Raw genomic sequence first — 24,876 nt, forward strand, 5'->3', positions numbered from 1 at the left:
CCCCCCTCCCGAACCGTCCCCTGCACCTGCGGTGCAAGGAAGGGAGCAACGGCAACACAGGCTCACGCGGCCGCTTTATCCCCGTAGCTGCCAAATGCCTCTGCCTCTGCAGGGCGGCCGAGATAAAACCCCTGCAACGTGTCGCAGCCCAGCGACAACAAGAACTCGCGTTGCGCGGCGGTTTCAACCCCCTCGGCCACCACTTTGATGTTCAGCGCGCGGGCCAGGGCGATGATCGAGGTGACGATGGCCGCATCTTCTTCATTGCTTTCCAGATCGCGGACAAACGCGCGGTCGATCTTCAACTCCGCTGCCGGCATGCGCTTGAGATACAACAGGCTGGAATAGCCGGTGCCGAAGTCGTCGATGGCGATCTTCACGCCCATTGCGGTGAGCTTGTTCAGCACTTCCAGGCTGGCATCGACATCCTTCATCGCCGTGGTTTCAGTGACCTCAAGCGTCAAGTACTGCGCATCGATGCGGTGCCGTTCAATCAGGCTGCGCACCGTCTCCACCAAGGCCGGCGAATCGAACTGCAATGGCGACAGGTTCACCGCCATCGACCAGTGCTCGTGGCCTTCGTCGTGCCACTGCCGCAGCTGCCTGCACGCCTGGTCCAACACCCACTCGCCCATCGGCAGGATCAGGCCGCTGCGCTCGGCAATGGGAATGAACACGTCCGGCGCCAGCAAGCCCAGCTCCGGGTGCTGCCAACGCAGCAGCGCCTCGGCGCCGGTGACATTCTGTTCCGAAGCATCAAACTTGGGTTGGTAATGCAGCACAAGCTCGTCACGCCCCACCGCCCTGCGCAGGTCCTGCAACAAGCGCAGCTGGCGATTGGCGTTGACCTGCATCGCCGGGGTGAAGAACGTGTAGCCATTCCGGCCCAGCTGCTTGGTGTGATACATCGCGACGTCGGCGCGGGCCATCAGTTCGCGCTCGCTGCTGGCATCGTTGGGATACAGCGCGATGCCGAGGCTGGCACTGACCTGCAACTCCGCCGCGTCGATCAAAAACGGTTGTGCGGCCGCTTCCACGATCCGCTCGGCAATCACCAACGCATCGTCCGGGCTGTCCACCGTCAACGCCAGGACAAATTCATCGCCACCCAATCGGGCGAACGTGTCCTGCGGCCCCAGCAACGCACCGATGCGCTGCGCCACTGCGGTCAGCAAGCGATCACCGAGCTGATGGCCATAGGCATCGTTGACGGTCTTGAAGCCATCCAGGTCACAGAAGATGGCCGCCACCGCGCGCCCTTCCCGTTGCGCGCGTTTGATTGCCTGCTCCATGCGGTCCTGCAGCAGCATGCGGTTGGGCAACTGCGTCAGTGGGTCGTGCAGCGCGGCCTGTACCAGCTTGTGATTGGCGTCGTCCAGCGAATCGGCCAGCACGCGGGTGCGGTCGCGCATGCGGCGATCAAACAACGACGCGATCAAGGCGATGCCGAGCGTTGCCACCGTGGTGACGATGACCAGCACCGCCAGCCACTGGGTATCGATGCCGCCAGCAGGCACCGCGCCACACACGCTGCCTTCCGGAAAACGTGCCGCCGCCATGCCGGTGTAGTGCATGCCGACGATGGCCACGCCCATCAACAGTGACGCCAGCGCGCGCATGTGCAGGACTTTGTGGTGCTCGTTGCGCAGGCGGAAGGCAATCCACAACGCCGCACCCGACGCGGCAATCGCCAACGCGATGGAGGCGATGAACCAGACCGGGTGATAGTCGATGCCCGGCTGCATGCGCAGCGCCGACATGCCCAGGTAATGCATCGCGGCAATCGCCAGGCCCATCAACACCGCACCGGCCAGCAACTGCCAGCCCGGCAAGCGCGGCCGCGACACCAGCCACAGCGCGTACGCCGATGCGCCCACCGATACCGCCAGCGACCACAGCGTGATGCCCAGGTCGTAGCCCAGCGGAATCGGCAGATCAAAGGCCAGCATGCCGATGAAATGCATGGACCAGATGCCCAAGCCCATCGCCGCGGCACCGCCAACCAACCACCAGCGCGCGACACTGCCTTGTGCCGTCGCCAAGCGGCCGGCCATGTCCAGCGCGGTATAGGAAGCCAGTACGGCCACCACAATCGAAAACACGACCAAGGTCTGGTCGTAGGTGGCAATCAACATTGCAGGTTCATCAACACAATCCGGTAAGTCGCCCCAATATCGGCCGGGAACTGCAAATCTTTTGGCGGTCGGCCGTCGCGCAAAGAAAAAGCGGGGAATCCCCGCTTCTCTTTGCCGTGAAGCAGATGCGCTTCTGGCGGTGCGTATGTGCCGGCTTACGCCGCTCCGGTTACCAGGAGCGGATCATTCAGCCGTTACCGCAGTGCCCACCACCGGCTCAGTACCCAGCGGCGAGGACGGATCCACCACGGTCACGGTTTCCACCGAGCCATCCGGCCAGACAATCTGGAAGCGGCTGCCCGGTGGCAGCGTGGAGAACGGTGTGCCGCTCTGTGCACGGTAGATCGCAGCGGCCTGGCTGGCACCGGCGCGACGTTGGTCAGCATCGGAGTTGACCGAGGTCAGTTTGACCTTGCTCATCTCTCGATAACGGTCTTCGTAGGTGTCGATCAGCACCACGCCCACGGCGCCTGCCGAGTAGGCGACAAACAGCACCACCCACACCCAGAATTTGGCTCCATGCAGGAGACGACGGTAGTTCATGGCTTACCTCCCCGCGCCCGGCGCAGGTTGCTGACTAGTTCGTTCATCTTTTCCATACCCTGCCGCGATACCGCGGCGTCGTATACAAATGTCTCGAAATCCTGCTCGGGATCGCGCGAGCAGATCCCGCCGTTGGCGCAGTAACCGGTCATCAGGGCACTGTCCGGCCCGCAGGCCAGGCCCAACTGACAGGCGGCCAACTGCCAGGCCAACTGCGCGTATTGATCGCCGGCCACCAGCCCGCGATACGCGTCATCCCCGGAAGCCGCCACGCCCATCGCCGTGGACAAGGCCAAAAACGCTTCCGGGCTTTGCGAGTTCAACACCCGCTCCACCAGACCACGGCGGTATTCAGCATCCGTGCGCAATGGCTCGCCCATCGACAGCAGCGCGGCCTCGGCGGCGAGGCTGCCGGCTGCGGCAGACGCGCGCCGCTGCTGTAGCAGCAACGCATGCCCCAGGCCATCGGCGGCGGTGAAGCCCACGCATCCCTGGCTGACCTGTTCACGTGCCGCGGTCAATCCCGGCACGTCCTTCAAACCCATGCTGGCCAAGGTGGCGCTGTCCAGCGCGTAACCCTGCGGGTCCATTGCATACACGCCGCAATAGTCGTAAATGCGGCTGACCATCCAGCCCGCTTCCGCGTCACCGGCTGCTGCGGCGGTGCGCAGCTGGCGTGCGTATTCAAACAGACCGCGCCCGCCTTCAAAGGCCGCACGCAGGTCCAATGGCAGGCCCGGGCCCAGCGCGGCGCTGCGTTCACGTCCGCTCACGGCGCCTTCGCTGGCCGAACCGGTACTGCTGGCTACCTGCGCCACCGGTACGTTCATTGCTGCGGCCATTTCCTGGTTGTCAGCCGCATGCAGCCCGCCGCCGTTGCGGAAGCCCAGCACGGCGAGCAGCACCGCCGCAGGCAGCACCAACAGGTACCAGGGTTTTCTCGCAAGCAGGGAGAGCATCGGTAACCGACACGAAAGGGCGGGTGATGATGGCGTGGATTCTAGCAAGCAAGTCGCCGGCGGCGATGAAGACCGGCCGTGCGGCGCGCAATCGGGGCCCGGCTCGTCTAGGATGCGTGCCCTGTCCCGCCGTTGCTGTCCCTTGCCATGCCCTTCCTTGAATTGACCCTGCGCTGCACCGAAACCACCCAGCCCCGCTACGAGAATGCGCTCGAAGACGTGGGCGCGCTGGCGGTGACCATGCTCGATGCCGACGCTGACACCAGCAACGAGCGCGCGATTCTGGAGCCGGGCGTGGGCGAGACGCCGCTGTGGAACGACCTCGTACTGACCGCGCTGTTCCCGGCCGATACCAACGCGCTGGCGCTGTTGGCCGCGCTGGAAGCCTTCGACGCCGGTCTGGACTGGACCAAGGCCAGCTTCCGCGCGGTGGCCGATGAAGACTGGGAACGCGCCTGGCTGGACCAGTTCCAGCCGATGCGTTTCGGCGAGCGCACCTGGATCGTGCCGTGGAACCACGAACTGCCGGAAGAAGCGCAAACGGCCAACGCCGCCATCGTGCGGCTGGACCCGGGGCTGGCGTTCGGCTCGGGCACCCATCCGACCACCGCGCTGTGCCTGCGCTGGTTGGACCAGCTCTCCGCCGAGGGCAAGCTGGCCGGCAACACCGTGCTCGATTTCGGTTGCGGCTCGGGCATTCTCGCCCTGGCCGCGCTCAAGCTCGGCGCCGCTGCTGCGGTGGGCGTGGACAACGACCCGCAGGCGCTGATCGCCACCGCCGACAACGGCGAGCGCAATGGCGTGCAGATCGCCGCCTACCTGCCACAGGACGAGCCGGTCGCCACTTATCCGGTGGTGGTCGCCAATATCCTGGCCTCGGCGCTGGACGCGCTGGCCGAACTGCTGGCCGCCCGCGTCGCGCCCGGCGGCTGCATTGCGCTGTCGGGCATCCTGCATGGTCAGGAAGGCGAACTGCTGGAACGCTACGCCGCGTGGTTCGACCAGCTTGAAGCCGTGCAGGACGGCGACTGGATGCGCATCACCGGCGTGCGCCGTGCTTGAATGGGCGCAACGCCCCGGCACCGCCTGACATGAGCGACAACACCACGCCTTCTCGCCCCTCGCTGGCCACGTTTCTGCACGGCAAGCCGGCCCCCAAGCCGGCCGATGCGAGTGCCGTTGATGCCATCGACAACGCGGATGCCGCAATCCCGCAGACCGCGACCTTGCTGCCGGTCGCCGAGCCCGTTGCGCAGCCAGGCGACGTTCTGGACGCGACTGATGCGCTGGACGCCGCCGATGCCGAGGCGCAGGACAGCGCAGCCGCGCCGCGCATCGACAACGCCGTTCCTGCAGTCGATGACGATGGCGAAGCCTCCTCCGGCCCCGCCCCCAGCTTCAGCCGCAGTGCGCGTGCCACCAGCTCGACTGCGCGCATCACCCCGCGTTGGCAGTGGGCCGTGATCGCCGCGTTGGCATTGCTGCTGGGCATCCAGATTCTGGTCGCCGACCGCGCGCGCCTGGCCGCCGATGCCGGCACCCGGCCACTGGTCAGCGCCCTGTGCTCGGTGCTGCGCTGCGCCTTGCCGGCCTGGCATGAGCCCACCGCGTACAGCATGCTCAGCCGCGACATCCGCCCGGCACCCGGTCAACCCGGCGTGCTGCAGGTGCACGCCAGTTTCCGCAACGAAGCGCGCTGGGCGCAGGCCTGGCCGGCGCTGCGCTTGTCGCTGTCCGATGCCGATGGCCGGGTGATCGGCCGCCGCACCTTCCAGCCCGCCGAGTACCTCGGGCCGAGTGCCGATCCATTGGCGCGACTGGAGCAGGGGCAGAGCGCGCAGGTGTCGTTCCAGCTGCATGAACCGGCCGCGGCAACGGTCGCTTTCAGCTTCGAGTTTCAGTAATTGCAATAACGCGGCGTGGCAGGCGACTGGCCCACGCGCTAGACTCCTCCCCCCACGCCGGGCCAACCACGCCCGACCCTGCTGAATCCGGGAACTTTCCTTGAACGCTGCCCCCACCCGTCCTGACACCAGTCGTGGCGCTGCCAAGCCGCCGCTTCGCGAACACGTCGCACAGTCCGTGCGTCGCTACCTGCGTGACCTGGACGGCTGTGATGCGGACGATGTGTACGAGATCGTCCTGCGCGAAATGGAAATCCCGTTGTTCGTGGAAGTGCTCAACCATTGCGAAGGCAACCAGAGCCGCGCTGCCGCACTGCTGGGCATCCACCGCGCCACCCTGCGCAAGAAGCTGAAGGAATACGGGCTGGCGTAAGCCCCGCCCCGCTTTGGTAGAGCCGAGCCATGCTCGGCTGAGGCGTTACCGGTAACACCTGCCGCTGCGCATTGCGGGCAAGGCCCCTTGCCGAGCATGGCTCGGCACTACAGACACATTGCGGGTAAAGCCCCTGCCGAGCATGGCTCGGCATTACGTGGACCATGGCTGCCGCTGACTGTCTCCCTTCTCCCCTTGCGGGGTGAGTGCATGCGGCTTACGAGCCGTTGGCTCGTGCATGCGCGAACGCTTCGCGTGCTACGCGAAGCCGGGGCGCGGAGCGAGGTGCCCGAAGGGCGGAAGAGGGGATGCCTGCGAAGCATGCGAACTTGCTGGCTTCGGACAACGCTGCGATTGGCCGCCGACTTTCCTGCACTTCTGCATTCCCCCTCTCCCCAACCCCCGCTCCGCGCCCCAGCCCTCGCTAGGGCGCGAGTGCGTTCAGTGAGCCGCGAACCCATGGTTCGCAAGCGTCTCTCTTCACCCCGCAAGGGGCGAGGGGCTTGAAAGCGGGCTACCGTCCTGCCTAGGCCTATCGCCACTGCGGCTTTCAGCGGTCCAAGTCTGCCCACCGGCCACTCATGTGACCACGCGGCTACAATATCGGCCCGCTTCCGCTTCCCCCTGCCCCCACCATGTCTGCTGATCTGCTGCCCGTCCGCCGGGCCCTGCTGTCTGTTTCCGACAAGACCGGTCTGGTCGAACTGGCCCGTGCCCTGGCCGCCCGCAACGTCGAACTGCTGTCCACCGGCGGCACCGCCAAGGCGATCCGTGACGCCGGCCTGCCGGTGAAGGACGTCTCCGACATCACCGGTTTCCCGGAAATGATGGATGGCCGGGTCAAGACCCTGCACCCGCTGGTGCACGGTGGCCTGCTGGGCCGCGCCGGCACCGATGATGCCGTGATGGCCGAACACGGCATCGCCGCGATCGACCTGCTGGTACTGAACCTGTATCCGTTCGAGTCGGTCACCGCCAAGGCCGATTGCACGCTGGCCGATGCGGTGGAGAACATCGACATCGGTGGCCCGGCGATGCTGCGCAGCGCAGCCAAGAATTTCGCCCGTGTCGCCGTGGCCACCAGCCCGGACCAGTACGATGCCGTGCTCGCCGAGTTGAATGCCAATGACGGCCAGCTGTCGGCCGCCAAGCGTTTTGAACTGTCGGTGGCCGCGTTCAACCGCGTTGCCCAGTACGACGCGGCGATCAGCAACTATCTGTCGGCCGTCAGCGACACCAGCACCGCCGTGCCGGTGCGCGCGGAATACCCGGCGCAGATGAATTCGTCTTTCATCAAGGTCATGGATCTGCGCTACGGCGAGAACCCGCACCAGAGCGGCGTGTTCTACCGCGACCTGTACCCGGTGCCGGGCACGCTGGCGACCTTCGTGCAGCTGCAGGGCAAGGAGCTCAGCTACAACAACCTGGCCGATGCCGATGCCGCATGGGAATGCGTGCGTCAGTTCGACGTGCCGGCCTGCGTCATCGTCAAGCACGCCAACCCGTGCGGCGTGGCCGTGGCCGCCGATGTCGGCGCCGCGTATGAGATGGCCTACAACACCGATCCGACCAGCGCCTTCGGCGGCATTCTTGCCTTCAACCGCACGCTGGACGCGGCCACCGCCAAGGCCATCCTCGACCGCCAGTTCGTCGAAGTGCTGATCGCGCCGGACTACGAGCCCGCCGCGCTGGAATACGCCACCAAGAAGGCCAACGTGCGCGTGCTGCGCATTCCGGCCGGTGACGCGCGCAACAACTACGACACCAAGCGTATTGGCTCGGGCCTGCTGATCCAGAGCGCCGACAACCGTGGCATGACCATCGACGAGCTGAAGACCGTCACCCAGCGCGCGCCGAGCGCCGCTGAACTGCGTGACCTGCTGTTCGCCTGGCGCGTGGCCAAGTACGTCAAATCCAACGCGATTGTCTATGCCAAGGACGAGCGCACCATCGGTGTTGGCGCCGGCCAGATGAGCCGCGTGTATTCGGCGCGTATCGCCGGCATCAAGGCCACCGATGCGGGCCTGGTGGTGCCGGGTTCGGTGATGGCGTCCGATGCGTTCTTCCCGTTCCGCGATGGTCTGGACGCCGCTGCCGAAGCCGGCATCACCGCGGTGATCCAGCCGGGCGGTTCGATGCGCGACAACGAAGTGATTGCCGCCGCCGACGAACATGGCATCGCCATGGTATTCACCGGCGTGCGCCACTTCCGCCACTAAGGCAACGCACGATGACGACCGGGGCAATCTCACCGTTGCCCCGGATCGTTGCGGCCCTGCGGGCACGCTGTCCGCAGGGCACACGCAGCACGTAACACCGCAGTACTTCTGCCACACATGCACCACCGTGCCGGCGACCCGCCGCGCGATGGCAACAACGCACTACCGCATTCCCGTTCCCACTCATGCAAAGGGCTGCAGCTGATGCGCAACACACTTGTTTTCCTGTTCGCCGGCAGCTGCGCGGCCCTGTTGGTTGGTTGCGGCAACGGCAAACTTGCCGACGCTCAACGCACCGCGGTAGCCAGCATGAGCAAGCAACTGCCTGCGCCGTACCGCGACGGTTTGATCATCGATTCTGTGCACCGCCACGGCGATGACCTGGTGCAGATGATTCGTTCGCCCGACGCCACCGTGGACATGGCCAAGGCCAAGCCCGAGTTGTTCGAGCAGCTGCGCGTGGACGAAGACAACGCCATCACCGAACTGTGCGCGGACAAGGTGCTGCTGCCGGTTTACGAAGCAGGCGGCGGCGTGCGCCGTCGTTTCATCGATGCCAACGGCGCGGTGTTTTTTGAAGTCACGCTGAAGTCCTCGCACTGCATTTCCCCTTGAACGCCCCACAGGAATTGACCCCATGAAAATCCTCGTCATCGGCGCCGGCGGCCGCGAACATGCTCTGGCCTGGAAGCTGGCCCAGTCCGCGCGCGTGAGCGAAGTGATCGTTGCCCCGGGCAACGCCGGCACCGCCACCGAAGGCAAGTGCCGCAACGTCGCGATCAAGGTCACCGACATTGCCGGGCTGCTGAAACTGGCGCAGGACGAAGCCGTGGGCTTGACCGTGGTTGGCCCGGAAGTGCCGCTGGTGGCCGGCGTGGTGGATACGTTCCGTGCCGCTGGCCTGCGCATCTTCGGGCCGACCGCCGCCGCCGCGCAGCTGGAAGGCAGCAAGGCGTTCGCCAAGGATTTCCTCGCGCGCCACGGCATTCCCACCGCGTACTACGCCGTGCACACCGAGGTCGATGCCGCGCTGGCCTACCTGCATGAAAAGGGCGCGCCCATCGTCATCAAGGCCGACGGCCTTGCCGCGGGCAAGGGCGTGATCGTGGCGATGACGATGGAAGAAGCCGAAGCCGCCGTGCACGACATGCTCAGCGGCAACGCCTTCGGCGATGCCGGCGCACGCGTGGTGATCGAGGAATTCCTCGACGGCGAAGAAGCCAGCTTCATCTCGATGGTCGATGGCCGCACCGCGCTGCCGATGGCCACCAGCCAGGACCACAAGCGCGTGGGCGACGGCGACACCGGCCCCAACACCGGCGGCATGGGCGCCTACTCGCCGGCCCCGGTGGTGACGCCGGAGGTGCATGCGCGGGTGATGCGCGAAGTGGTGGAACCGACCGTGGCCGGCATGATCGCCGACGGCGTACCGTTCACCGGCTTCCTCTATGCCGGGCTGATGATTGACGAAAGCGGCGCACCGAAGGTCATCGAATTCAACGTGCGTTTTGGCGACCCGGAAACCCAGCCAGTGATGCTGCGCCTGCAGTCGGATCTGGTCGACCTGCTGGAAGCGGCCATCGACGGTGCGCTGTCCGGCGTGGAAGCGCAGTGGGATCCGCGCCCGTCACTGGGCGTGGTGCTGGCGGCCAAGCCCTATCCGGAAACGCCGATTGTCGGCGATGTCATCAGCGGTCTGGCCGACGTGCCGGGCAGCGCCAAGGTATTCCATGCCGGCACCGCACTGGATGCGGACGGCAATGTGATCAGCGCCGGTGGCCGTGTGCTGTGCGTGGCCGCACTGGGCGACAGTGTTGGCGACGCGCAGCAGCATGCGTATGCGGGCGTGGCGAAAATTCACTGGGCCAATGAATTCCACCGCAACGACATCGGCTGGCGCGCGATTGCGCGTGAGCAGCAGTAATTCGCTCGTGTGATGGATGATGAAAAGGGCGGCCTTGAGGCCGCCCTTTTTTGTTGCATGCATTCGTCAGCGCAGAACATTGAGGTGAGAAGAAAAGAACGAAGAGCTGCCCTCATCCGCCCTTCGGGCACCTTCTCCCGCAGGCGGGAGAAGGGATGGATCTCAGGCTTCGGCAATCTTGCTTGCGCTTCGCTTTACCCGCGTTCGGCTTGCCAAGCATGAACTGCGCGGCAATGCGGACGAGTCAAGAAATGGCGAACGTGCTCCCTTCTCCCGCCTGCGGGAGAAGGTGCCCGAAGGGCGGATGAGGGCAGCCTTTGCCTTTGCTCCTACCTCTCACCCCTCACTCCTCGCTCTCAGCGATGCACACTCCCAATACTCGCCGCGGGGTAACGCGCACCCGCTGCCACGTCGACCGGGAACACCGCATCAATCCGCGCCAGATCGGCCGCATCCAGCGCCACGTCCAGCGCGCCGAGATTCTCTTCCAGATACGTCAACCGCTTGGTTCCGGGAATCGGCACCAGGTCGTCGCCCTGTGCCAGCACCCACGCCAATGCCAGCTGCCCCGGGGTCACGCCCTTGCTTGCGGCAATCGCGTTGACCTGTTCCACAAGCGCCAGATTGCGGGCGAAGTTGTCGCCCTGGAAACGCGGTGACTTGCTGCGGTAATCGCCTTCTTCAAAATCCGCCGGGCTGCGGATCGCGCCGGTCAAGAAGCCACGGCCCAGCGGCGAATACGGCACGAAGCCGATGCCCCGTTCGCGCACGGTGCTCAGCACGCCGTTCTGCTCCGGCTCGCGCGACCACAGCGAGTATTCGGTCTGCAACGCGGTGATCGGGTGCACTGCATGGGCGCGGCGAATGGTCTCCGGCGCAGCTTCGGACAAACCGAGAAAACGCACCTTGCCCTGCTCGACCAGCCGCGCCATCGCGCCGACCGTGTCTTCAATCGGCACCTGCGGATCGACGCGGTGCTGGTAGTACAGGTCGATATGATCCACGCCCAGCCGCTGCAGGCTGGCTTCACACGCGGACTGCACATATTCCGGGCGGCCATCGACGCCGCGCGATTGCGGATCGCCCGGGCTGAGCAGCACGCCGAACTTGGTCGCCAGGAACACCTGCTCGCGATGGTCGGCAATGGCCCGCCCCACCAGCACTTCATTGGTGTGCGGGCCGTACATGTCGGCGGTGTCGAGCAGGGTGACGCCACGTTCCAGCGCGCGGTGAATGACCGCGATCGACGCGCTGTCGTCGCCACGGCCGCCATAGAACGCACTCATGCCCATGCAGCCAAGGCCAAGGGCGGAAACAACCGGGCCATCGCGGCCCAACATGCGGGTCTTCATCGCCATGCGTCCATCAACAAAGGGGACGCCACTGTAGGCCGGCGCCACTGCCCGGATAAACCCGCATAATCGGGACTGACCATGAAGCCAGACCACACAATCGACCCCGCCTTGCTGCCTGCGCTGGCCGCCTTTGCCTGTGTGGCCCGGCACGCCAGCTTCCGCCAGGCGGCCATTGAGTTGGGCGTGTCGCCGTCGGCGCTGTCGCAGACCATCCGCAACCTGGAACGCCGGCTCGGCACGCGCCTGCTGCAGCGGACCACCCGCCGCGTCGGCTTGACCGAACCCGGCCAGCGCCTGCTGCAGGAAATGCTCCCTGCACTGCAACGCATCGGCAGCGCGCTGCAGGCCATGGAAGCAAGCCGCGACGTGCCCGCCGGCCAGTTGCGCATCACCACGCCACGCTTTGCCGCCGAACACCTGCTGCTGCCGTTCCTGCCTGCCTTCCATGCGCAATTCCCGCAGGTGCAGGTTGAACTGGCGATCCAGTCGGCGATGGTCGATGTGGTCGCCGACGGCTTTGATGCCGGCATCCGCCTAGGCGAATCATTGGCCGCCGGCATGATCGCGGTGCCGCTCGGCCCGCCGCTGCGGTGGGCGGTGGTGGCCGCTCCAGCGTATCTGCAGCAACACGGCGTGCCGGCCACGCCGGAGGCGCTGATCGACCACGCCTGCCTGCGCCACCGCAGCAGCGATGGCCGGATCATGCCGTGGGAATTCAGCCGCGACGGGCACGACTTCACCATCGAAGTGGATGGCCCGCTGTTGCTCAACGACAGCCATCTGGCTTTGCATGCCGCCTGCAACAGGCTGGGCCTGCTGCAGGTGTTCGACGACAGCGCGCGTGCCGAGCTGGCGGATGGCCGCCTGCAACGCGTGCTCGACGACTGGCAGCAGCCGTTCGCCGGTTTCCATGTGTATTACCCCTCGCGTGATCAGCTCGCGCCGAAGCTGCGGGTGTTCATCGATTTCATGCGCGCAGCCAACGCGGCGGCGTTCCTTTGAGACACCTCCCACAGCGGCCCCGCTTGCCTGCGCCACAGCGGCGTCGCAAGCTGGCTGTCCTTCACTGATCGCATGGGCCACGTCATCGGCATGCCACGTCTCGAACGCCAACTGGGCCAGCTTTGGGCCCATGAAAAAGCCAGCTACGGTCTGCGCGTTTTCATCGCGCTCACCAGCGTGCTGGCCTACGGCTGGTACTACGACCGCATCGGCGCCATTCCCGGCCTGTTCCTGGGCATCATCGCCAGCGCCATCGCCGAGACCGATGACAACTGGTGGGGCCGCACCAAATCCGTGGTGCTGTCGCTGCTGTGTTTCAGCCTGGCGGCGGCCTCGGTGGTGTGGTTGTTCCCGCATCCGTTGCCATTCATTACTGCGCTGGCACTGACCGCGTTCTGCCTGACCCTGCTCGGCGCGCTGGGCGAGCGTTACGCCTCCATCGGCCAGGCCACGGTGACCCTGGCCATCTACACCATGCTGGCGATGGACCAGCTCAAATCGCCCGGCCCGGCATGGCAGGAAGTCTGGCACCTGCTCATCGGTGCAGCCTGGTATGGCGCGTTGTCGATCCTGTGGACGGCGATGTTCGCCAACCGCCCGGTGCGCGAACGACTGGCGCGGGTGTTCTTCGAGCTGGGCCATTACCTGCAGCTCAAGGCCGACCTGTTCGAGCCGGTACGGCACGGCAAGCTGGACGCGCGGCAGTTGGCGTTGGCCGAGCAGAACGTGCGTGTGGTGGAGACCTTGAACACCGCCAAGACCGCCATCCTCAGCCGCTTCGGCCGCTCCGGCCGGCCCGGCGTGCAATCGGGCCTGTACTTCCGGCTGTACTACATGGCGCAGGATTTCCACGAGCGCGCCAGCTCTTCGCACTATCCCTACGCGTCTTTGGCCGACACGTTTTTCCACAGCGATGTGCTGTATCGCTGCCGGCGCCTGCTGTCGCTGCAGGGCAAGGCCTGCCAAGCGCTGGGGCAAGCCCTTCGACTGCGGCAACCGTTTACCTATGGCGAACAGGCGCTGCAGGCCGGGCAGGACCTGACCGAATCGCTGCAGTACCTGCGCGAACAAAAACGCCCGCAATGGACGCGCCTGATCGGTTCGCTGCAGTTGCTGGCGCACAACCTGTCCAGCATCGAACGGCAGCTCTCCGAAGCCTCGCTGGTCGACACGCCGATGGAAGGCATCGACACCCGCCTGCGCGATTCCTCGCCGCACACCCTGCGCGAAATGGCCACACGTCTGCGCCAGTCACTCACCACCGGCTCGTTGCTGTTCCGCCACGGCGTGCGTATCGCGGTGGCGTTGATCGCCGGCTATGTCGTGCTCAAACTGGTGCACCCGGAAAACGGCTACTGGATTCTGCTGACCATTCTGTTCGTGTGCCGTCCACATTTCGGCGCCACCCGCCGCCGTCTGGTCGAACGTATCGCTGGCACGCTGGTGGGCCTGGGCGCGACGTGGGCGTTGATGCAGCTGTTCCCCGGCACCCAATTGCAATTGCTGTTGGCACTGGTCGCGGCGCTCGTGTTTTTCTTCAACCGCACCGACCGCTACCTGCTGGCCACCGCCGCGATCACGGTGATGGCGCTGGTGTGCTTCAACCTGCTCGGCAATGGCTTTGTGCTGATCTGGCCGCGCCTGCTGGACACACTGATCGGCTGCGCCATCGCCGCCATCGCCTCGCTGCTGATCCTGCCCGACTGGCAGGGCCGTCGCCTGCACCGGGTGATGGCGCAGGTGCTCGCCACCAGCACCGCGTATCTGGACGAAGTGCTGGGCCAATACCGCAGCGGCATGCGCGACGACCTGCCCTACCGCGTTGCCCGCCGCGACATGCACAACGCCGACGTTGCGTTGTCGGTTGCGCTGGCGCACATGCTGCGCGAGCCCGGCTATGCACGCGGCAATCTGGATGGCGGCTTCCGCTTTCTGGCGTTGTCCAACACCTTGCTGGGCTATCTGTCGGCGCTGGGCGCACACCGCGCACAATCCACGCTGGTCGAAGAAGACCCGGTGATCACCGCCGGCCACCAACGGCTGCAGCAATCGCTGTCACAACTCGCCGAGGCCCTGGCCAAACGCGACACCGCACCGCCGCAGGAAGAAGAAATCGCCCTGGCCGATGCACTGGAACAGATTCCCGATGACATCGACGAGAAGGCGCGTCTGGTGCGCACCCAATTGGCGCTGATGCTGCGGCTGATGCCCAAGCTGCGCAGCACCGCCGCCGAGGCGATCCAGTTGCAAAGCCCAACCCCCGCCGCTGTAGGAGCGACCTAAGCCGCACGCGCACACACTGACGGTAGGAGCGATCTCTGCCAGCCCGCATGGCCGACCACGTGCATGTCCCGGACATGCCTCCACCGGCCGAATCCTTTCACCTCCGCAGCTGCTCGGCCTTGCCTGCCAGCCCAACCCTCCACCGCTCGCGTCGCGGCCCCGCTGGCAGCGTGATCGCGGTCTGCTAAGGTGCCGCGCAGAACCGAGGAGACACGATGTCAGGCCACAACCAGTTCGCGCTGCTCAAGCAACGGCGCTTCCTTCCGTTCTTCATCGTCCAGGCGTTGGGTGCGTTCAACGACAACGTCTATCGCCAGGCGATCATCGGCCTGCTGTTCTATCTGGGCGTCAGCAGCGAAGAACGCACGCTGTATACGAACCTGGCGCCGGCACTGTTCATCCTGCCGTACTTCCTGTTCTCCGCGCTGGCCGGGCAGATTGCCGAGAAGCTGGAGAAGCAACGGCTGATCGTGATCACCACCGCGATGGAAATCGTGATCATGTCGCTGGCCGCCGTCGGCTTCCTCACCCAGAACATGCCGGTGCTGCTGATCGCGCTGTTCTGCACCGGCCTGCAGTCCACCTTGTTCGGCCCGGTGAAATACTCGGTGCTGCCGTCGATCCTCAAGCCAGAGGAACTGACCGGCGGTAACGGTCTGGTCGAAATGGGCACGTCCATTTCCATCCTCACCGGCATGATCGCCGGCGGCATGATCTTCGCGCTGGCCGGCAGCTACGGCCCCATGGTCGCGGCGGTGGCGATCATCGCGCTGGCGCTGGCCGGCAACATCGCCGCGCGCATGATCCCGCGCCTGGATGCCGGCGCGCCGGAACTGAAGGTCAACTGGAATCCACTCAGCGAATCGCTGGTGGTGCTGCGCATGGCCAAGAAGCAGAAGGCCGTGCGCAACGCCATCCTCGGCGTGTCCTGGTTCTGGTTCTTCGGCACCCTGCTCACCTCGCAGCTGCCGACCTATGCGGAAGTAAACCTGGGCGGCGGCTCCACGCTGTACATCTTCGCGCTGGCGCTGTTCTCGCTGGGCACCGGCACCGGTTCACTGCTGTGCGAAAAACTGTCCGGCCGCATCGTCGAAATCGGCCTGGTGCCGTTGGGCGCATTCGGCATGAGTGCATTCCTGCTGGACTTGTATTTCGCCCGCACCGGCGCGGTGACGGTCAGTGGCTTGGACGTTGCCGGTTTCCTGCAGCAACCCGGCAGCTGGCGCATCATCATCGACCTGCTCGGCATCGGCTTGTTCACCGGCTTCTTCGTGGTGCCGTTGTTCGCACTGATTCAAAGCCGCACGCCGAAGTCGGAAATGTCGCGCGTGTTCGCCGCGCTCAACATCCAGAACTCCGGCTTCATCGTGCTGGCCGCGGTGCTTGGCCTGCTTACCCAGCGCCTGTTCGACTGGACTATCCCGCAGCTGTTCCTGGCGCTGGCCATCGGCAACGCCGTGGTCGCCATCTACATCTTCAGCATCGTCCCCGAATTCCTGATGCGCTTCCTCAGCTGGGTGATGGTGCGCACGCTGTACCGGCTGCGGGTCCACGGTGTGGAAGCCAACGTGCCCGACGAAGGCGCCGCGCTGATCGTCTGCAACCACGTCAGTTACATGGATGCGCTGATCTTGTCGGCGACGATCCCGCGCCCGGTGCGCTTCGTCATGTACTACAAAATCTTCAACATCCCGGTGATGCGCTGGATCTTCACCACCGCCAAGGCCATTCCGATTGCCAGCCCGAAGGAGAACGCTGACCTGATGCAGCGCGCTTTCGACGAGGTTGACGCGGCATTGGCCGACGGCGAACTGGTCTGCATCTTCCCCGAGGGCGCATTGACCAAGGACGGCGAGATCGCCGCCTTCAAGTCCGGCGTGGAGCGGATTCTGGCGCGACGCCCGGTGCCGGTGGTGCCGATGGCACTGAAGGGCATGTGGTCGAGCATGTGGAGCCGGCGCGACACGCGGCTGGGGCGGATGCGGGTACCGCGCCGCTTCCGCGCGCATGTCGAGGTAGTCGCAGCCCCGGCCGTGGATGGCGCCAGCACCGATGCCGTCCAGCTGGAAACGCTCGTGCGGGCCCTGCGCGGCGACCAAGCGTAGGTATTTACGCTTTCCAGAAGTAGGACAACTGGCTAGGCTACTGCCCATTGCGTGTCGTCTGGGGATACAGACGGCACGCCACCACGCTTCAGGGGAGTACATGGACAGTTCCGCACCAACGCCACCGCCAGCACCGCAGATGCCACCACCGGCGCCGGTCGCCTATGCCGCGCCCGTCGCACCGCAGGTAGTGCATCACTATCACCACCCGGAGAAATCCGGCGGTGTGGCCGCCCTGCTGGAAGTGATCCCGGGCCTGTTCCAGGTCTTCGGTATCGGCCACATGTACGCCGGCAACGTCGGCACCGGCCTGATCTTCATGTTTGGCTACTGGGCCCTGGCCTTCGTCAACTTCCTGCTGCTTTTCGTGTTCATCGGCTGGATCACCTGGCCGCTGTGCTGGGTGGCGGCCATGATCATCTCGCCGCTGACCGCAGCAAATGCCTGCAAATCACGCTAGTTCCGCCTTCCATCCCACAAGGAGTTCCCGATGAACACAGTTCCGCCGCCTTATGCGTCCCAGCCGTCCGGTTTCAACGGCCCCATTCCGACCCATCTGGCATGGTCGATCGTGGTCACCGTGCTCTCCTTCCTGGTCTGCTGCGTCTCCTGCTACAGCTTCCCGGGCATCATCACCGGCATCGTCGCCATCGTGTATGCCAGCAAGGTGAAGTCCCTGCTCAATGCGGGTGACCTGGCCGGCGCCGAGCGCGCATCGCGTTCTGCCAAGACCTGGTCCTGGGTCACCACCGGCATCCTGGTCCTGGCCGTGATCATCGGCGCCATCTCGTTCGCCTACATGGGCTCGGAAGGCTACATGGAGCAGATCGAACAGATCCGTCGCCAGATCGAAGCCGCACAGTGAATCTGTCGCGACGCTGGCTGATGCTTGCTTCGTTCCCGGTCGCCGTAACGGCCGGGGCAGGCATCTGGGCGTTGCGCACCTTTGATCCAAACCTGCCGGGCAATCCATTTCCGCCCTGCGTGTTTCTGACCCTCACCGGTCACTACTGTGCAGGGTGCGGGATTACCCGTGCCCTGCACGCGTTGGCGCATGGCGACATCGCCACCGCGGTGCAGATGAATGTCCTTGCGATGCTGCTGCTGGTGATCACGCCCTTCGCCGTGGCGTGGCACGCAGGCTGGAAGCCGGCGTATCTGCAGCCGGTCGCCAACGCGATGGCTTCTCCGTGGCTCTGGGTCGGCACACTGGGCGGATTCTGGATCCTCCGCAATCTGCCGTGGTTTCCCTTCACCCTGCTCGCGCCGGGCTGAAACCAGCACCGCTCCCGCAGCGACCCAATCACGCGCACACCGGGACGCGATCCCTGCCGCTTCAGTCCGCATCCAATGTCATTGTTCCGCGGGATTACGCAGCGCGCCGCCCAAGCCCAGGACGACTGAAGGCAGCGCAACCAATGCCAGGCCATTCCCCCGCTGGGTGGACGAGAACCGCTTCCGGTAGATAACGATGCGCCTGCTCGGGCGACCTGAGCCGCCCCGCTTTCAGCCTACCCAGCCGGCGATCACCAGCAAGGCCAGCAGCGCCATCCACAGCAGCAGCATCCGCCACACTAGGCTCATCGCATCGCGCAGCTCGGGGTAACGCTCATCCGCCAGCTCGATGCCGGTCAGACGCGCCTCGTCGGCCTCTTCCACCAACTCGGCACCCACGCTTGCACGCGCCGCCTGCGTCAGGAAGCCCAGCTCCAACGCCAAGCGATTGCCGCCGGCACGCCGCCAGGCAGAAAACACGGTGTCGAAATTGCCGACCAACGCCATCGACAGCGTCATCAGCTGTGCCACCGGCCATTCCAGCACTGCCAAGGCCACCGCACCGCGCTGCCGCGCGGCATCGGACAACAGCGCCGATTGCGGGCCCTGCAGCGACTGCGCCAGCAAGCGGTAAAGCACCGCGCCAACCGGCCCGAGCAGCAGGAACCAGAACAACGGCGCAAACCAGCGCCGCAGTGCATTGACGGTAGTGGCTTCCACCAGCGACGGCGCATCCTCGCGCATGCTGCCGCCACCAGCCTGCAGATGGGAGATGGCGACATCGCGACCGCTCGCGTCGTCGGCGTCGATCACCGCTTCGACATCGCGGTCCAGATCACGCGGTCCCCAGCACAGGGCCAGCACGGCAACGCCGAACAGCAGCGACGGCAAGCCATACAGGCGCCCGTCCAATGCCCATTGCAGCAGCCCCACCACCAGTACACACAGGCCGATCGCCATCACCAGTCCATAGCGGCTGCCCGTGGTCTCGCCGGTGTGACCTTGCCACCATTGCAACCAGCGCCCGTACCAGCGCCCGTCGCGCAGCGACGCCATCGCTGCCGGCGCCAGATGGCCCAGCACCAATGCTGCAATCACCGCTACCAAGGTTGTGAACATGCGTTTCCTCCGGCCTGCGATTGTAGGCCCTGCCAACGCCTTGCAAAGGGAAGCCCGTCGCCTGCCACCGTCAGCCTGTCTTGCACTGGTACCAGTGGTTGATCAGCGTGCGCGCGATGGAGATGCGCGGCGGCAACAGGACGCCCTGGCCATCGTCCTCCACATCACGGCGCAGCGCGGCACCCACCTCTTCCACGCTGAACCAGCGCGCGTCCTCCAGCTCACCGTTCACCTTCGGGGTGTCGTCCTGCGCGGTGGCAAAGAAGCCCACCATCAACGCGCCCGGGAACGGCCACGGCTGGGTGCCCATGTAGCGTGATTCGATCACCCGCACCTTCGATTCCTCGAACACTTCACGGGCCACGGTCTGCTCGAAGGTTTCGCCCGGCTCCACGAAGCCGGCCAGCACCGAGTAGCGACGCGCCACCCAGTTGCTCTGCCGGCCGAGCAGCAGCCGGTTGTTGTTCTCCACCGCCACAATGACCGCCGGATCGACGCGCGGGTAATGCTCGGTGCCGCATTGGTCGCAGTGGCCGATAAAGCCGGCCCGGCCAAACCGCACCGCCGCACCGCAGACACCGCAGAAGCGGTTGCGCGAATGCCAGTACGACATGCCGCGCGCATAACAGAACACATCCGCCGCTTCGGCGGGCCAACTGGCCGCCGCCTGGCGCAGGTCGATACGGTTCGGCGCGCGAACAGTGAGGGTGCCCGCTTCGGCCACAAACCAGGCGCGGCCCTCGGCGCTCAAGCCCAGGAACACGGACGCACCCGGGCCACCGCCCAGTTCACGGCCATTGATCAGGAAGGGTTGACCTGTGGCATCGGCGAATGCGGTGCCATCGCCATCGAGCACCAGCACCCGCGCGTCGGGCCACAGCTTGCTCAGTGCATCAGGGTCGTCGCGCAGGGCATCGCCGCGGTTCAGCGCTGCGCCCGCGAAGGAATATCCAGAGAAAGAACGATCAGGATTGGGCATCCGTCAGAGCCTGCCGCCAAAGTGTGTCCATCGCAAGCATGGGCGAGGCGGCTTCCACCGCGCGATCCGCCGCGAACCCTCAGGCGGCGCCTTCGGGAAGCTCCACGCCCATGTCGTGAAGGCGCTTGCGCGCCACCGCCCGCTGCTCGTCAGTGAACAAGGGACGCCACGGTTCCTGCAGCACCACGTACTCAACGCTGAGCCTGAGATTTTCCGGCCCGCGCAGGAACAACTCGGTGAAGCCGTCGGACACACCGGGCGCGGACAGCAGTTGATCGGCCGCCGCCTTGCCGCCCAGGCTCAGCACCATCTGCCGAAAGCGCGTGGCGCGGTACGACGGCTTGAGCCGCGTGCCCTGCTCATAGATGTTGAGCATGGCGGCGTGGAACTGTTCTTCGAGATTGGATTGCATGCGGCGCTTACAGAAACCGAACCGGAATCAGACCGAGAAGCTGCTGCCGCAGCCGCAGGTAGTGCGGGCATTGGGATTGCGGATCACGAACTGCGCACCGGTCAGGCTTTCGCTGTAATCCACCTCGGCCCCCATCAGGTATTGCAGGCTCAGCGGATCCACCAGCAGGGTCACCGCATTGGTGACCACAGCCAGGTCGTCCTCGGCGCGGTTCTCGTCGAACTCGAAACCGTACTGGAAGCCCGAACAGCCGCCGCCCTGGATATACACGCGCAAGGCCAGGGCGTCGTTGCCTTCGTCCTGGATCAACTCATGCACCTTGGCCGCTGCCGCCGCGGTGAAGTTCAACGGGCGGTCCAGGGACTGGTAGTCAGGCGCCGGCTGTGCGCCGGGCAGGGAAACTAGCGTACTCATGCGGTCAGCATGGGGGCGCACCGAGGCGGTTTCAAGCTTCGGCGGCTTCAGCTTTCTTCGATTTCCGGTCCAGCGGCTTGTCTTCCGGGGCCGGCAGGGCAGCCATCGTGGCGGTATGCACCAGGCGGCCGTTGAGCTGCGCACCGGCATTCATTTCCACGACCTGATAATGAATGTTGCCGTTTACGCGAGCGCTCGGGGTCAGCTCGACCCGCTCGGTGGCGTGGACGTCGCCATCCATACGGCCGCTGAGCACCACCACCGCAGCGCGGATCTCGCCCTCGATGTGGCCGTGCTCGGCCAGCGTCAGCATTGCCTCGCTGCCTTCGGCGGCAATGACCTTGCCGATGATGCGGCCATCCACATACAGGCCACCGCTGAACACCACGTCGCCGCGGATCTCAACCTGGGACCCGATCAGGGCATCCACGGACAGCTCACTGCTGCTCTTGGACTTGCTTTTGAACATGCTTATTCCCCTCTGCCGTTACCGGCGAGTTTCCAATCAAATGTCTGTGTCGCGCCCCCCCCAGGCCCGGAGAGGGAGACTCGCACACGTTGCGGTGTGAAATCCCGGGGCAGCATCACGCTACCGTCCAGTTGCTGGAAATAACGGAACGAATATTCCTGGCCCGGCACCGATTTGCGCTGGTGCAGGTCGTCCCAACTGACCGTGGTCAGCTTGCCGTCCTTCACGCCTTCGACCGAGAAGCGCATCTGCCCCTGGCTGATGGCGCCGCGATTCAGGTTCTGGGTGAGGACCACGCTGTAGTGCCAGGTGCCGGCGGCTTCGGGCGAGAACTCCACCGAATGCGTATTCAGCCCCTTGCGCTGACTGGTCGAGCCGACCAGCCGTTCATAGAAAGCCACATCGGCGCGCAGCCCGGCGATTTCCTCGTCGCGCTCGGCCAGCGAGGCCTGCACCTCGGTATTGGCTGCGCGGCTGATCTTGTCCGACGCCTCCAGCGTGGCCTGGCGCTGGCGCTGCTCTTCCAGCTGGCTGCGCTGCTGTTCCACCAGCTGCTCGCTCTGCCGCAGTTTTTCGCGCAGACCGCCGGAGTCGGGCGAGGCGTAGCGCGACGCCAGCCAGCCCACCAACAGCAGGGACAGCAGCCAAGCGCCGGCGATGACGGCAATCGGCACCCAGCCCGGCCGTTGGCCGCCGGTGCCGCGTGGCGTGATTTGAAAACGTGAAGCAGATCGGTGGGTCATGGCAGGCTCCGACATCGCCCGCGAAGGGCTCCGTCTGTGCTCCGTCTGAAACGACGGGCCAGTGTAAACGACCGCCGCCCGGCCGCGTTCCGGGGTCGTCACATCTGGCAATCACGGCGACCATGCTCGATAGTTGCGATCCTGCTCACAGTTCTCTACCGGAAGCCCGCTCCCATGACCGAAGCCCATGTTTTCGTCATCGGCATCCTGCTGGCCTGGATGGCCGGCATCCGCGTCTATCTCACGGTATTTGGCGTCGGTATCGCCGGGCTGATGGGCTGGGTGGACCTGCCGCCAGCGCTGCAGGCCACCGAATCGTGGTGGGTGCTGGGCACCTCCGGCGTGCTGGCCATCACCGAGTTCTTCGCCGACAAGATTCCCGGCGTGGATTCGATCTGGGACCTGCTGCAAACCCTGACCCGCGTGCCTGCCGGCGCCTTCCTCGCTGCGGCCACGCTGTCCTCCGATGGCCAGCTGAGCACCGGCGTGCTGGCCGCTGGCGCCGGTGTGGCGCTGGCCAGCCACGGGCTGAAGTCCGGCACCCGCGCGTTGCTCAACACCTCGCCGGAACCGGCCAGCAATTGGATGGCGTCCATTGTCGAAGACGGCCTGGTGGTCGGCGGGCTGGCCTTGGCACTGGTGCACCCGTGGCTGGCGCTGATCTTCGTGCTGGGCACCAGCCTCATCGGCGCGGTAGCGGTCTGGCTGGTCTGGCGCATGCTGTGGCGCGGGATCAAACGCCTTTTCGCTGCACCGGCCTCTGCCGCAACACCGCTAACCAGTGGCAGCGATCATTCGCTCCCACCCGCTCCTTGAACGCATAATCCCCGGTCTACCGGGAGTACCGATGGCCAGCAACGACACCCTCATTCCCAGCGCCCGCCTCATCCGCGCGGAAACACCGCCCGCCGATTATTGGCAGCGCTGGAGCGTGCGCAATGCGCCGCCGACCGAGGTCGTGCAGGCGCAGCTCAAGGCAGCCGGCAACGCCACGCATAACGCGCCCTCCGTTGCCGATGACACGCCGTACCGCGTGTTGATCGTCGAAGACAACCGTTCGCAGGCCCTGTTCGCACAGAGCGTGTTGCACGGCGCCGGCATGCAAGCCTTCGTGCAGATGGAAGCCGAAGGCGTGCAGCAGGCCATCAGCGAACACCACCCGGACTTGATCCTGATGGATCTGCATATGCCCGGGCTGGACGGCATGCGCTTGACCGCGATGATCCGCCAGCAGCCGCATCAGCAGTTGCTGCCAATCGTATTCCTCACTGGCGAAGCCGATCCGGACCGTCAGTTTGAAGTGCTCGATTGCGGCGCCGACGACGTGCTGGTCAAACCCATCCGGCCGCGCCATCTGGTCGCCGCCGTTGCCAATCGCATCCGCCGCAATCGTTTGCAGGCGCAGGGCCAGATCGACAACGGCCCGATGTTGAACAACCCGGAAACCGGTCTGCCGACGCGCCACAACGTGATGCGGCAGTTGCAGGCGACCTTGACCGAGCAGCAGCCCGGCGGTGTGATGTTCATCGAAATCGCCAGCGCGCTGGGGCTGCGTGAGCGCTACGGCTACGCCAGTTTCGAGCGTCTGATGGTGCAGGCAGGACAGCGTCTGGCCGACAACCTGCAACCGCACCTGCTGGCGCGCCTCAACGACAACAGCTTCCTGCTGCTGGCGCGTGATATCCCCAGCGATGCCGTCGAGCCGCTGGCCCAGCGCATTCGCGAGCGTCTGTCCGCACAGCCGTTTGCGGCGCGCGAGGACGAATCGGTCTTCCTGCGTTGCGCCGTTGGCCACGCACCGCTGCCCGGCGATTTCAGCGATGCCGACAACGCATTGGAAGCGGTGGAACGCACCGCGCTGCAGGCACGCCTGAGCAATAACGGCGTCGCGGCTTACACCTCGGACGAAGCCTCGCTCAACGACGAACATCTGGCGCTGCTGGATGGCCAGTTGGAACTCGCGTATCAACCCATCGTCGCCGTCGCCGGTGGCGACACCGCGCAGTACCAAGTGCTGCTGCGGCTGCGCCAGAGTGACGGCACGCTGCTGTCTGCCGGGCAGGTGATTCCGGCCGCGGAAGCCGCCGGTCGCATCGCCGATCTTGACCAGCAGGTGGTCGAGCACGCGCTCGGCTTGCTGCATCTGTATCAGTTCGCACAACCGCCGCTGCGCCTGTTCGTCTCGCAATCGCTGCGCACGCTGTCGCGCAGTGCCTATGCGCAATGGCTGATCAAGGCATTGCAGGAACGCCAGGTGGCCGGCAATGGCCTGGTGATCGATGTGCGCCTGTCCGACGCGCTGGTACATGCGGTGAGCCTGCAACAGTTCTGTGCGCAGCTGATGCCGGCCGGCGTGCAGTTCTGCCTGAGCCAATTCGAGCCCAGTGACGAAGCCAACGCGCTGCTGACGCAACTGCCGCTGAGTTTCATCCGCATGGCCGCACGCTATGCCGGCAGCCACACCAGCCAGCAGTTGCGCGACGAACTGCGTGAAGCCATCGACCACGCACACCGCGCCAACCTGCAGATCATCGGTCAGCAGATCGAAGACCCGCAGGCCGCCGCGGCAATGTGGATGGGCGGCGTGGACTTCATCCAGGGCAACGTCGTACAGCGCGCTGGCAACGAGCTGAATTTCGACTTCCAGAACGCGGTGCTCTGAA

24 protein-coding genes are annotated in these 24,876 nt (G+C 65.4%); 14 read left to right on the forward strand and 10 right to left on the reverse strand.

Translation table 11 applies throughout. The features are described from left to right. Positions 1-62 precede the first annotated feature (62 nt). The 3 genes from ACREP4_RS13790 to ACREP4_RS13800 form a co-directional block, all read right to left on the reverse strand. The gene (locus ACREP4_RS13790; protein WP_431596765.1) at positions 63-2,135 is read right to left on the reverse strand and encodes a putative bifunctional diguanylate cyclase/phosphodiesterase; all 2,073 of its coding nucleotides are present in this window, start codon (positions 2,133-2,135) and stop codon (positions 63-65) included. Positions 2,136-2,318: 183 nt separating this feature from the next. After that, positions 2,319-2,678: a hypothetical protein gene (locus ACREP4_RS13795; RefSeq protein ID WP_431596766.1), complete on the reverse strand. Its 360-nt coding sequence runs from the start codon at positions 2,676-2,678 to the stop codon at positions 2,319-2,321. Next, positions 2,675-3,637, reverse strand: coding sequence for a hypothetical protein (locus ACREP4_RS13800; protein WP_431596767.1), 963 nt, complete (start codon positions 3,635-3,637; stop codon positions 2,675-2,677). Before ACREP4_RS13800 ends, ACREP4_RS13795 begins: the two co-directional genes overlap by 4 nt. Positions 3,638-3,784: 147 nt before the next feature. On the opposite strand from ACREP4_RS13800, the gene prmA reads away from it, so the two are divergent. From prmA to purD, 6 genes are all read left to right on the forward strand, one after another. Next, on the forward strand, positions 3,785-4,699 hold the full coding sequence (gene prmA, locus ACREP4_RS13805; protein ID WP_431596768.1) for a 50S ribosomal protein L11 methyltransferase: 915 nt from the start codon (positions 3,785-3,787) through the stop codon (positions 4,697-4,699). A 29-nt stretch (positions 4,700-4,728) separates the two neighbouring features. Then, on the forward strand, positions 4,729-5,541 hold the full coding sequence (locus tag ACREP4_RS13810; RefSeq protein WP_431596769.1) for a DUF3426 domain-containing protein: 813 nt from the start codon (positions 4,729-4,731) through the stop codon (positions 5,539-5,541). A 100-nt stretch (positions 5,542-5,641) separates the two neighbouring features. Further along, complete coding sequence (gene fis, locus ACREP4_RS13815) at positions 5,642-5,914, forward strand: DNA-binding transcriptional regulator Fis (RefSeq protein WP_057631483.1); 273 nt, start codon at positions 5,642-5,644, stop codon at positions 5,912-5,914. Positions 5,915-6,549: 635 nt separating this feature from the next. After that, on the forward strand, positions 6,550-8,133 hold the full coding sequence (gene purH, locus ACREP4_RS13820) for a bifunctional phosphoribosylaminoimidazolecarboxamide formyltransferase/IMP cyclohydrolase (RefSeq protein WP_431596770.1): 1,584 nt from the start codon (positions 6,550-6,552) through the stop codon (positions 8,131-8,133). A 204-nt stretch (positions 8,134-8,337) separates the two neighbouring features. Further along, positions 8,338-8,748 carry a hypothetical protein gene (locus ACREP4_RS13825; protein WP_431596771.1) on the forward strand — a complete coding sequence of 137 codons (411 nt, stop codon included), beginning with the start codon at positions 8,338-8,340 and terminating at the stop codon, positions 8,746-8,748. Positions 8,749-8,770: 22 nt separating this feature from the next. Then, positions 8,771-10,057 carry a phosphoribosylamine--glycine ligase gene (purD, locus tag ACREP4_RS13830; protein ID WP_431596772.1) on the forward strand — a complete coding sequence of 429 codons (1,287 nt, stop codon included), beginning with the start codon at positions 8,771-8,773 and terminating at the stop codon, positions 10,055-10,057. 356 nt (positions 10,058-10,413) lie between these two features. Here purD and ACREP4_RS13835 read toward each other — a convergent pair whose 3' ends face one another. Next, complete coding sequence (locus ACREP4_RS13835; RefSeq protein WP_431596910.1) at positions 10,414-11,409, reverse strand: aldo/keto reductase; 996 nt, start codon at positions 11,407-11,409, stop codon at positions 10,414-10,416. Positions 11,410-11,490: 81 nt separating this feature from the next. Between ACREP4_RS13835 and ACREP4_RS13840 the strand changes: the two genes are divergently transcribed. The 6 genes from ACREP4_RS13840 to ACREP4_RS13865 all read left to right on the forward strand — a co-directional run bounded on the left by ACREP4_RS13840 (position 11,491) and on the right by ACREP4_RS13865 (position 18,077). Then, positions 11,491-12,414, forward strand: a complete 924-nt coding sequence (locus tag ACREP4_RS13840) for a LysR family transcriptional regulator (protein ID WP_431596773.1) — start codon at positions 11,491-11,493, stop codon at positions 12,412-12,414. 84 nt (positions 12,415-12,498) lie between these two features. After that, positions 12,499-14,697 carry a YccS family putative transporter gene (yccS, locus tag ACREP4_RS13845; RefSeq protein ID WP_431596911.1) on the forward strand — a complete coding sequence of 733 codons (2,199 nt, stop codon included), beginning with the start codon at positions 12,499-12,501 and terminating at the stop codon, positions 14,695-14,697. A gap of 215 nt (positions 14,698-14,912) precedes the next feature. After that, positions 14,913-16,802 (forward strand): MFS transporter, encoded by a 1,890-nt coding sequence (locus tag ACREP4_RS13850; RefSeq protein WP_431596774.1) that lies wholly within the window; start codon positions 14,913-14,915, stop codon positions 16,800-16,802. Between the two features lie 100 nt (positions 16,803-16,902). Further along, on the forward strand, positions 16,903-17,262 hold the full coding sequence (locus tag ACREP4_RS13855) for a hypothetical protein (RefSeq protein ID WP_431596775.1): 360 nt from the start codon (positions 16,903-16,905) through the stop codon (positions 17,260-17,262). A 30-nt stretch (positions 17,263-17,292) separates the two neighbouring features. Further along, positions 17,293-17,667, forward strand: a complete 375-nt coding sequence (locus ACREP4_RS13860) for a CD225/dispanin family protein (protein ID WP_431596776.1) — start codon at positions 17,293-17,295, stop codon at positions 17,665-17,667. A 20-nt stretch (positions 17,668-17,687) separates the two neighbouring features. Next, a complete protein-coding gene (locus ACREP4_RS13865) occupies positions 17,688-18,077 on the forward strand; it encodes a DUF2752 domain-containing protein (RefSeq protein ID WP_431596777.1) in 390 nt (129 codons plus the stop codon). Between the two features lie 231 nt (positions 18,078-18,308). Here the strand turns inward: ACREP4_RS13865 and ampE are convergent, their stop codons facing one another. From ampE to ACREP4_RS13895, 6 genes are all read right to left on the reverse strand, one after another. Beyond that, positions 18,309-19,196: a regulatory signaling modulator protein AmpE gene (ampE, locus tag ACREP4_RS13870; RefSeq protein WP_431596778.1), complete on the reverse strand. Its 888-nt coding sequence runs from the start codon at positions 19,194-19,196 to the stop codon at positions 18,309-18,311. A gap of 70 nt (positions 19,197-19,266) precedes the next feature. After that, positions 19,267-20,175: an NAD(+) diphosphatase gene (nudC, locus tag ACREP4_RS13875; RefSeq protein WP_431596779.1), complete on the reverse strand. Its 909-nt coding sequence runs from the start codon at positions 20,173-20,175 to the stop codon at positions 19,267-19,269. 79 nt (positions 20,176-20,254) lie between these two features. Next, positions 20,255-20,587 (reverse strand): hypothetical protein, encoded by a 333-nt coding sequence (locus ACREP4_RS13880; RefSeq protein ID WP_431596780.1) that lies wholly within the window; start codon positions 20,585-20,587, stop codon positions 20,255-20,257. A gap of 27 nt (positions 20,588-20,614) precedes the next feature. Then, complete coding sequence (gene erpA / locus ACREP4_RS13885) at positions 20,615-21,001, reverse strand: iron-sulfur cluster insertion protein ErpA (RefSeq protein WP_431596781.1); 387 nt, start codon at positions 20,999-21,001, stop codon at positions 20,615-20,617. Between the two features lie 31 nt (positions 21,002-21,032). After that, a complete protein-coding gene (locus tag ACREP4_RS13890) occupies positions 21,033-21,470 on the reverse strand; it encodes a bactofilin family protein (RefSeq protein WP_431596782.1) in 438 nt (145 codons plus the stop codon). 2 nt (positions 21,471-21,472) lie between these two features. Further along, positions 21,473-22,213 (reverse strand): DUF6776 family protein, encoded by a 741-nt coding sequence (locus ACREP4_RS13895; protein WP_431596783.1) that lies wholly within the window; start codon positions 22,211-22,213, stop codon positions 21,473-21,475. A 174-nt stretch (positions 22,214-22,387) separates the two neighbouring features. On the opposite strand from ACREP4_RS13895, the gene ACREP4_RS13900 reads away from it, so the two are divergent. Together ACREP4_RS13900 and ACREP4_RS13905 are read left to right on the forward strand one after the other, a co-directional pair. After that, positions 22,388-23,029 carry a DUF4126 domain-containing protein gene (locus tag ACREP4_RS13900; protein WP_431596784.1) on the forward strand — a complete coding sequence of 214 codons (642 nt, stop codon included), beginning with the start codon at positions 22,388-22,390 and terminating at the stop codon, positions 23,027-23,029. Between the two features lie 31 nt (positions 23,030-23,060). After that, on the forward strand, positions 23,061-24,875 hold the full coding sequence (locus tag ACREP4_RS13905; RefSeq protein ID WP_431596785.1) for an EAL domain-containing protein: 1,815 nt from the start codon (positions 23,061-23,063) through the stop codon (positions 24,873-24,875). Position 24,876: the final 1 nt, after the last annotated feature.

It is taken from the genome of Stenotrophomonas sp. (assembly GCF_050737575.1).
Classification (GTDB): domain Bacteria; phylum Pseudomonadota; class Gammaproteobacteria; order Xanthomonadales; family Xanthomonadaceae; genus Stenotrophomonas.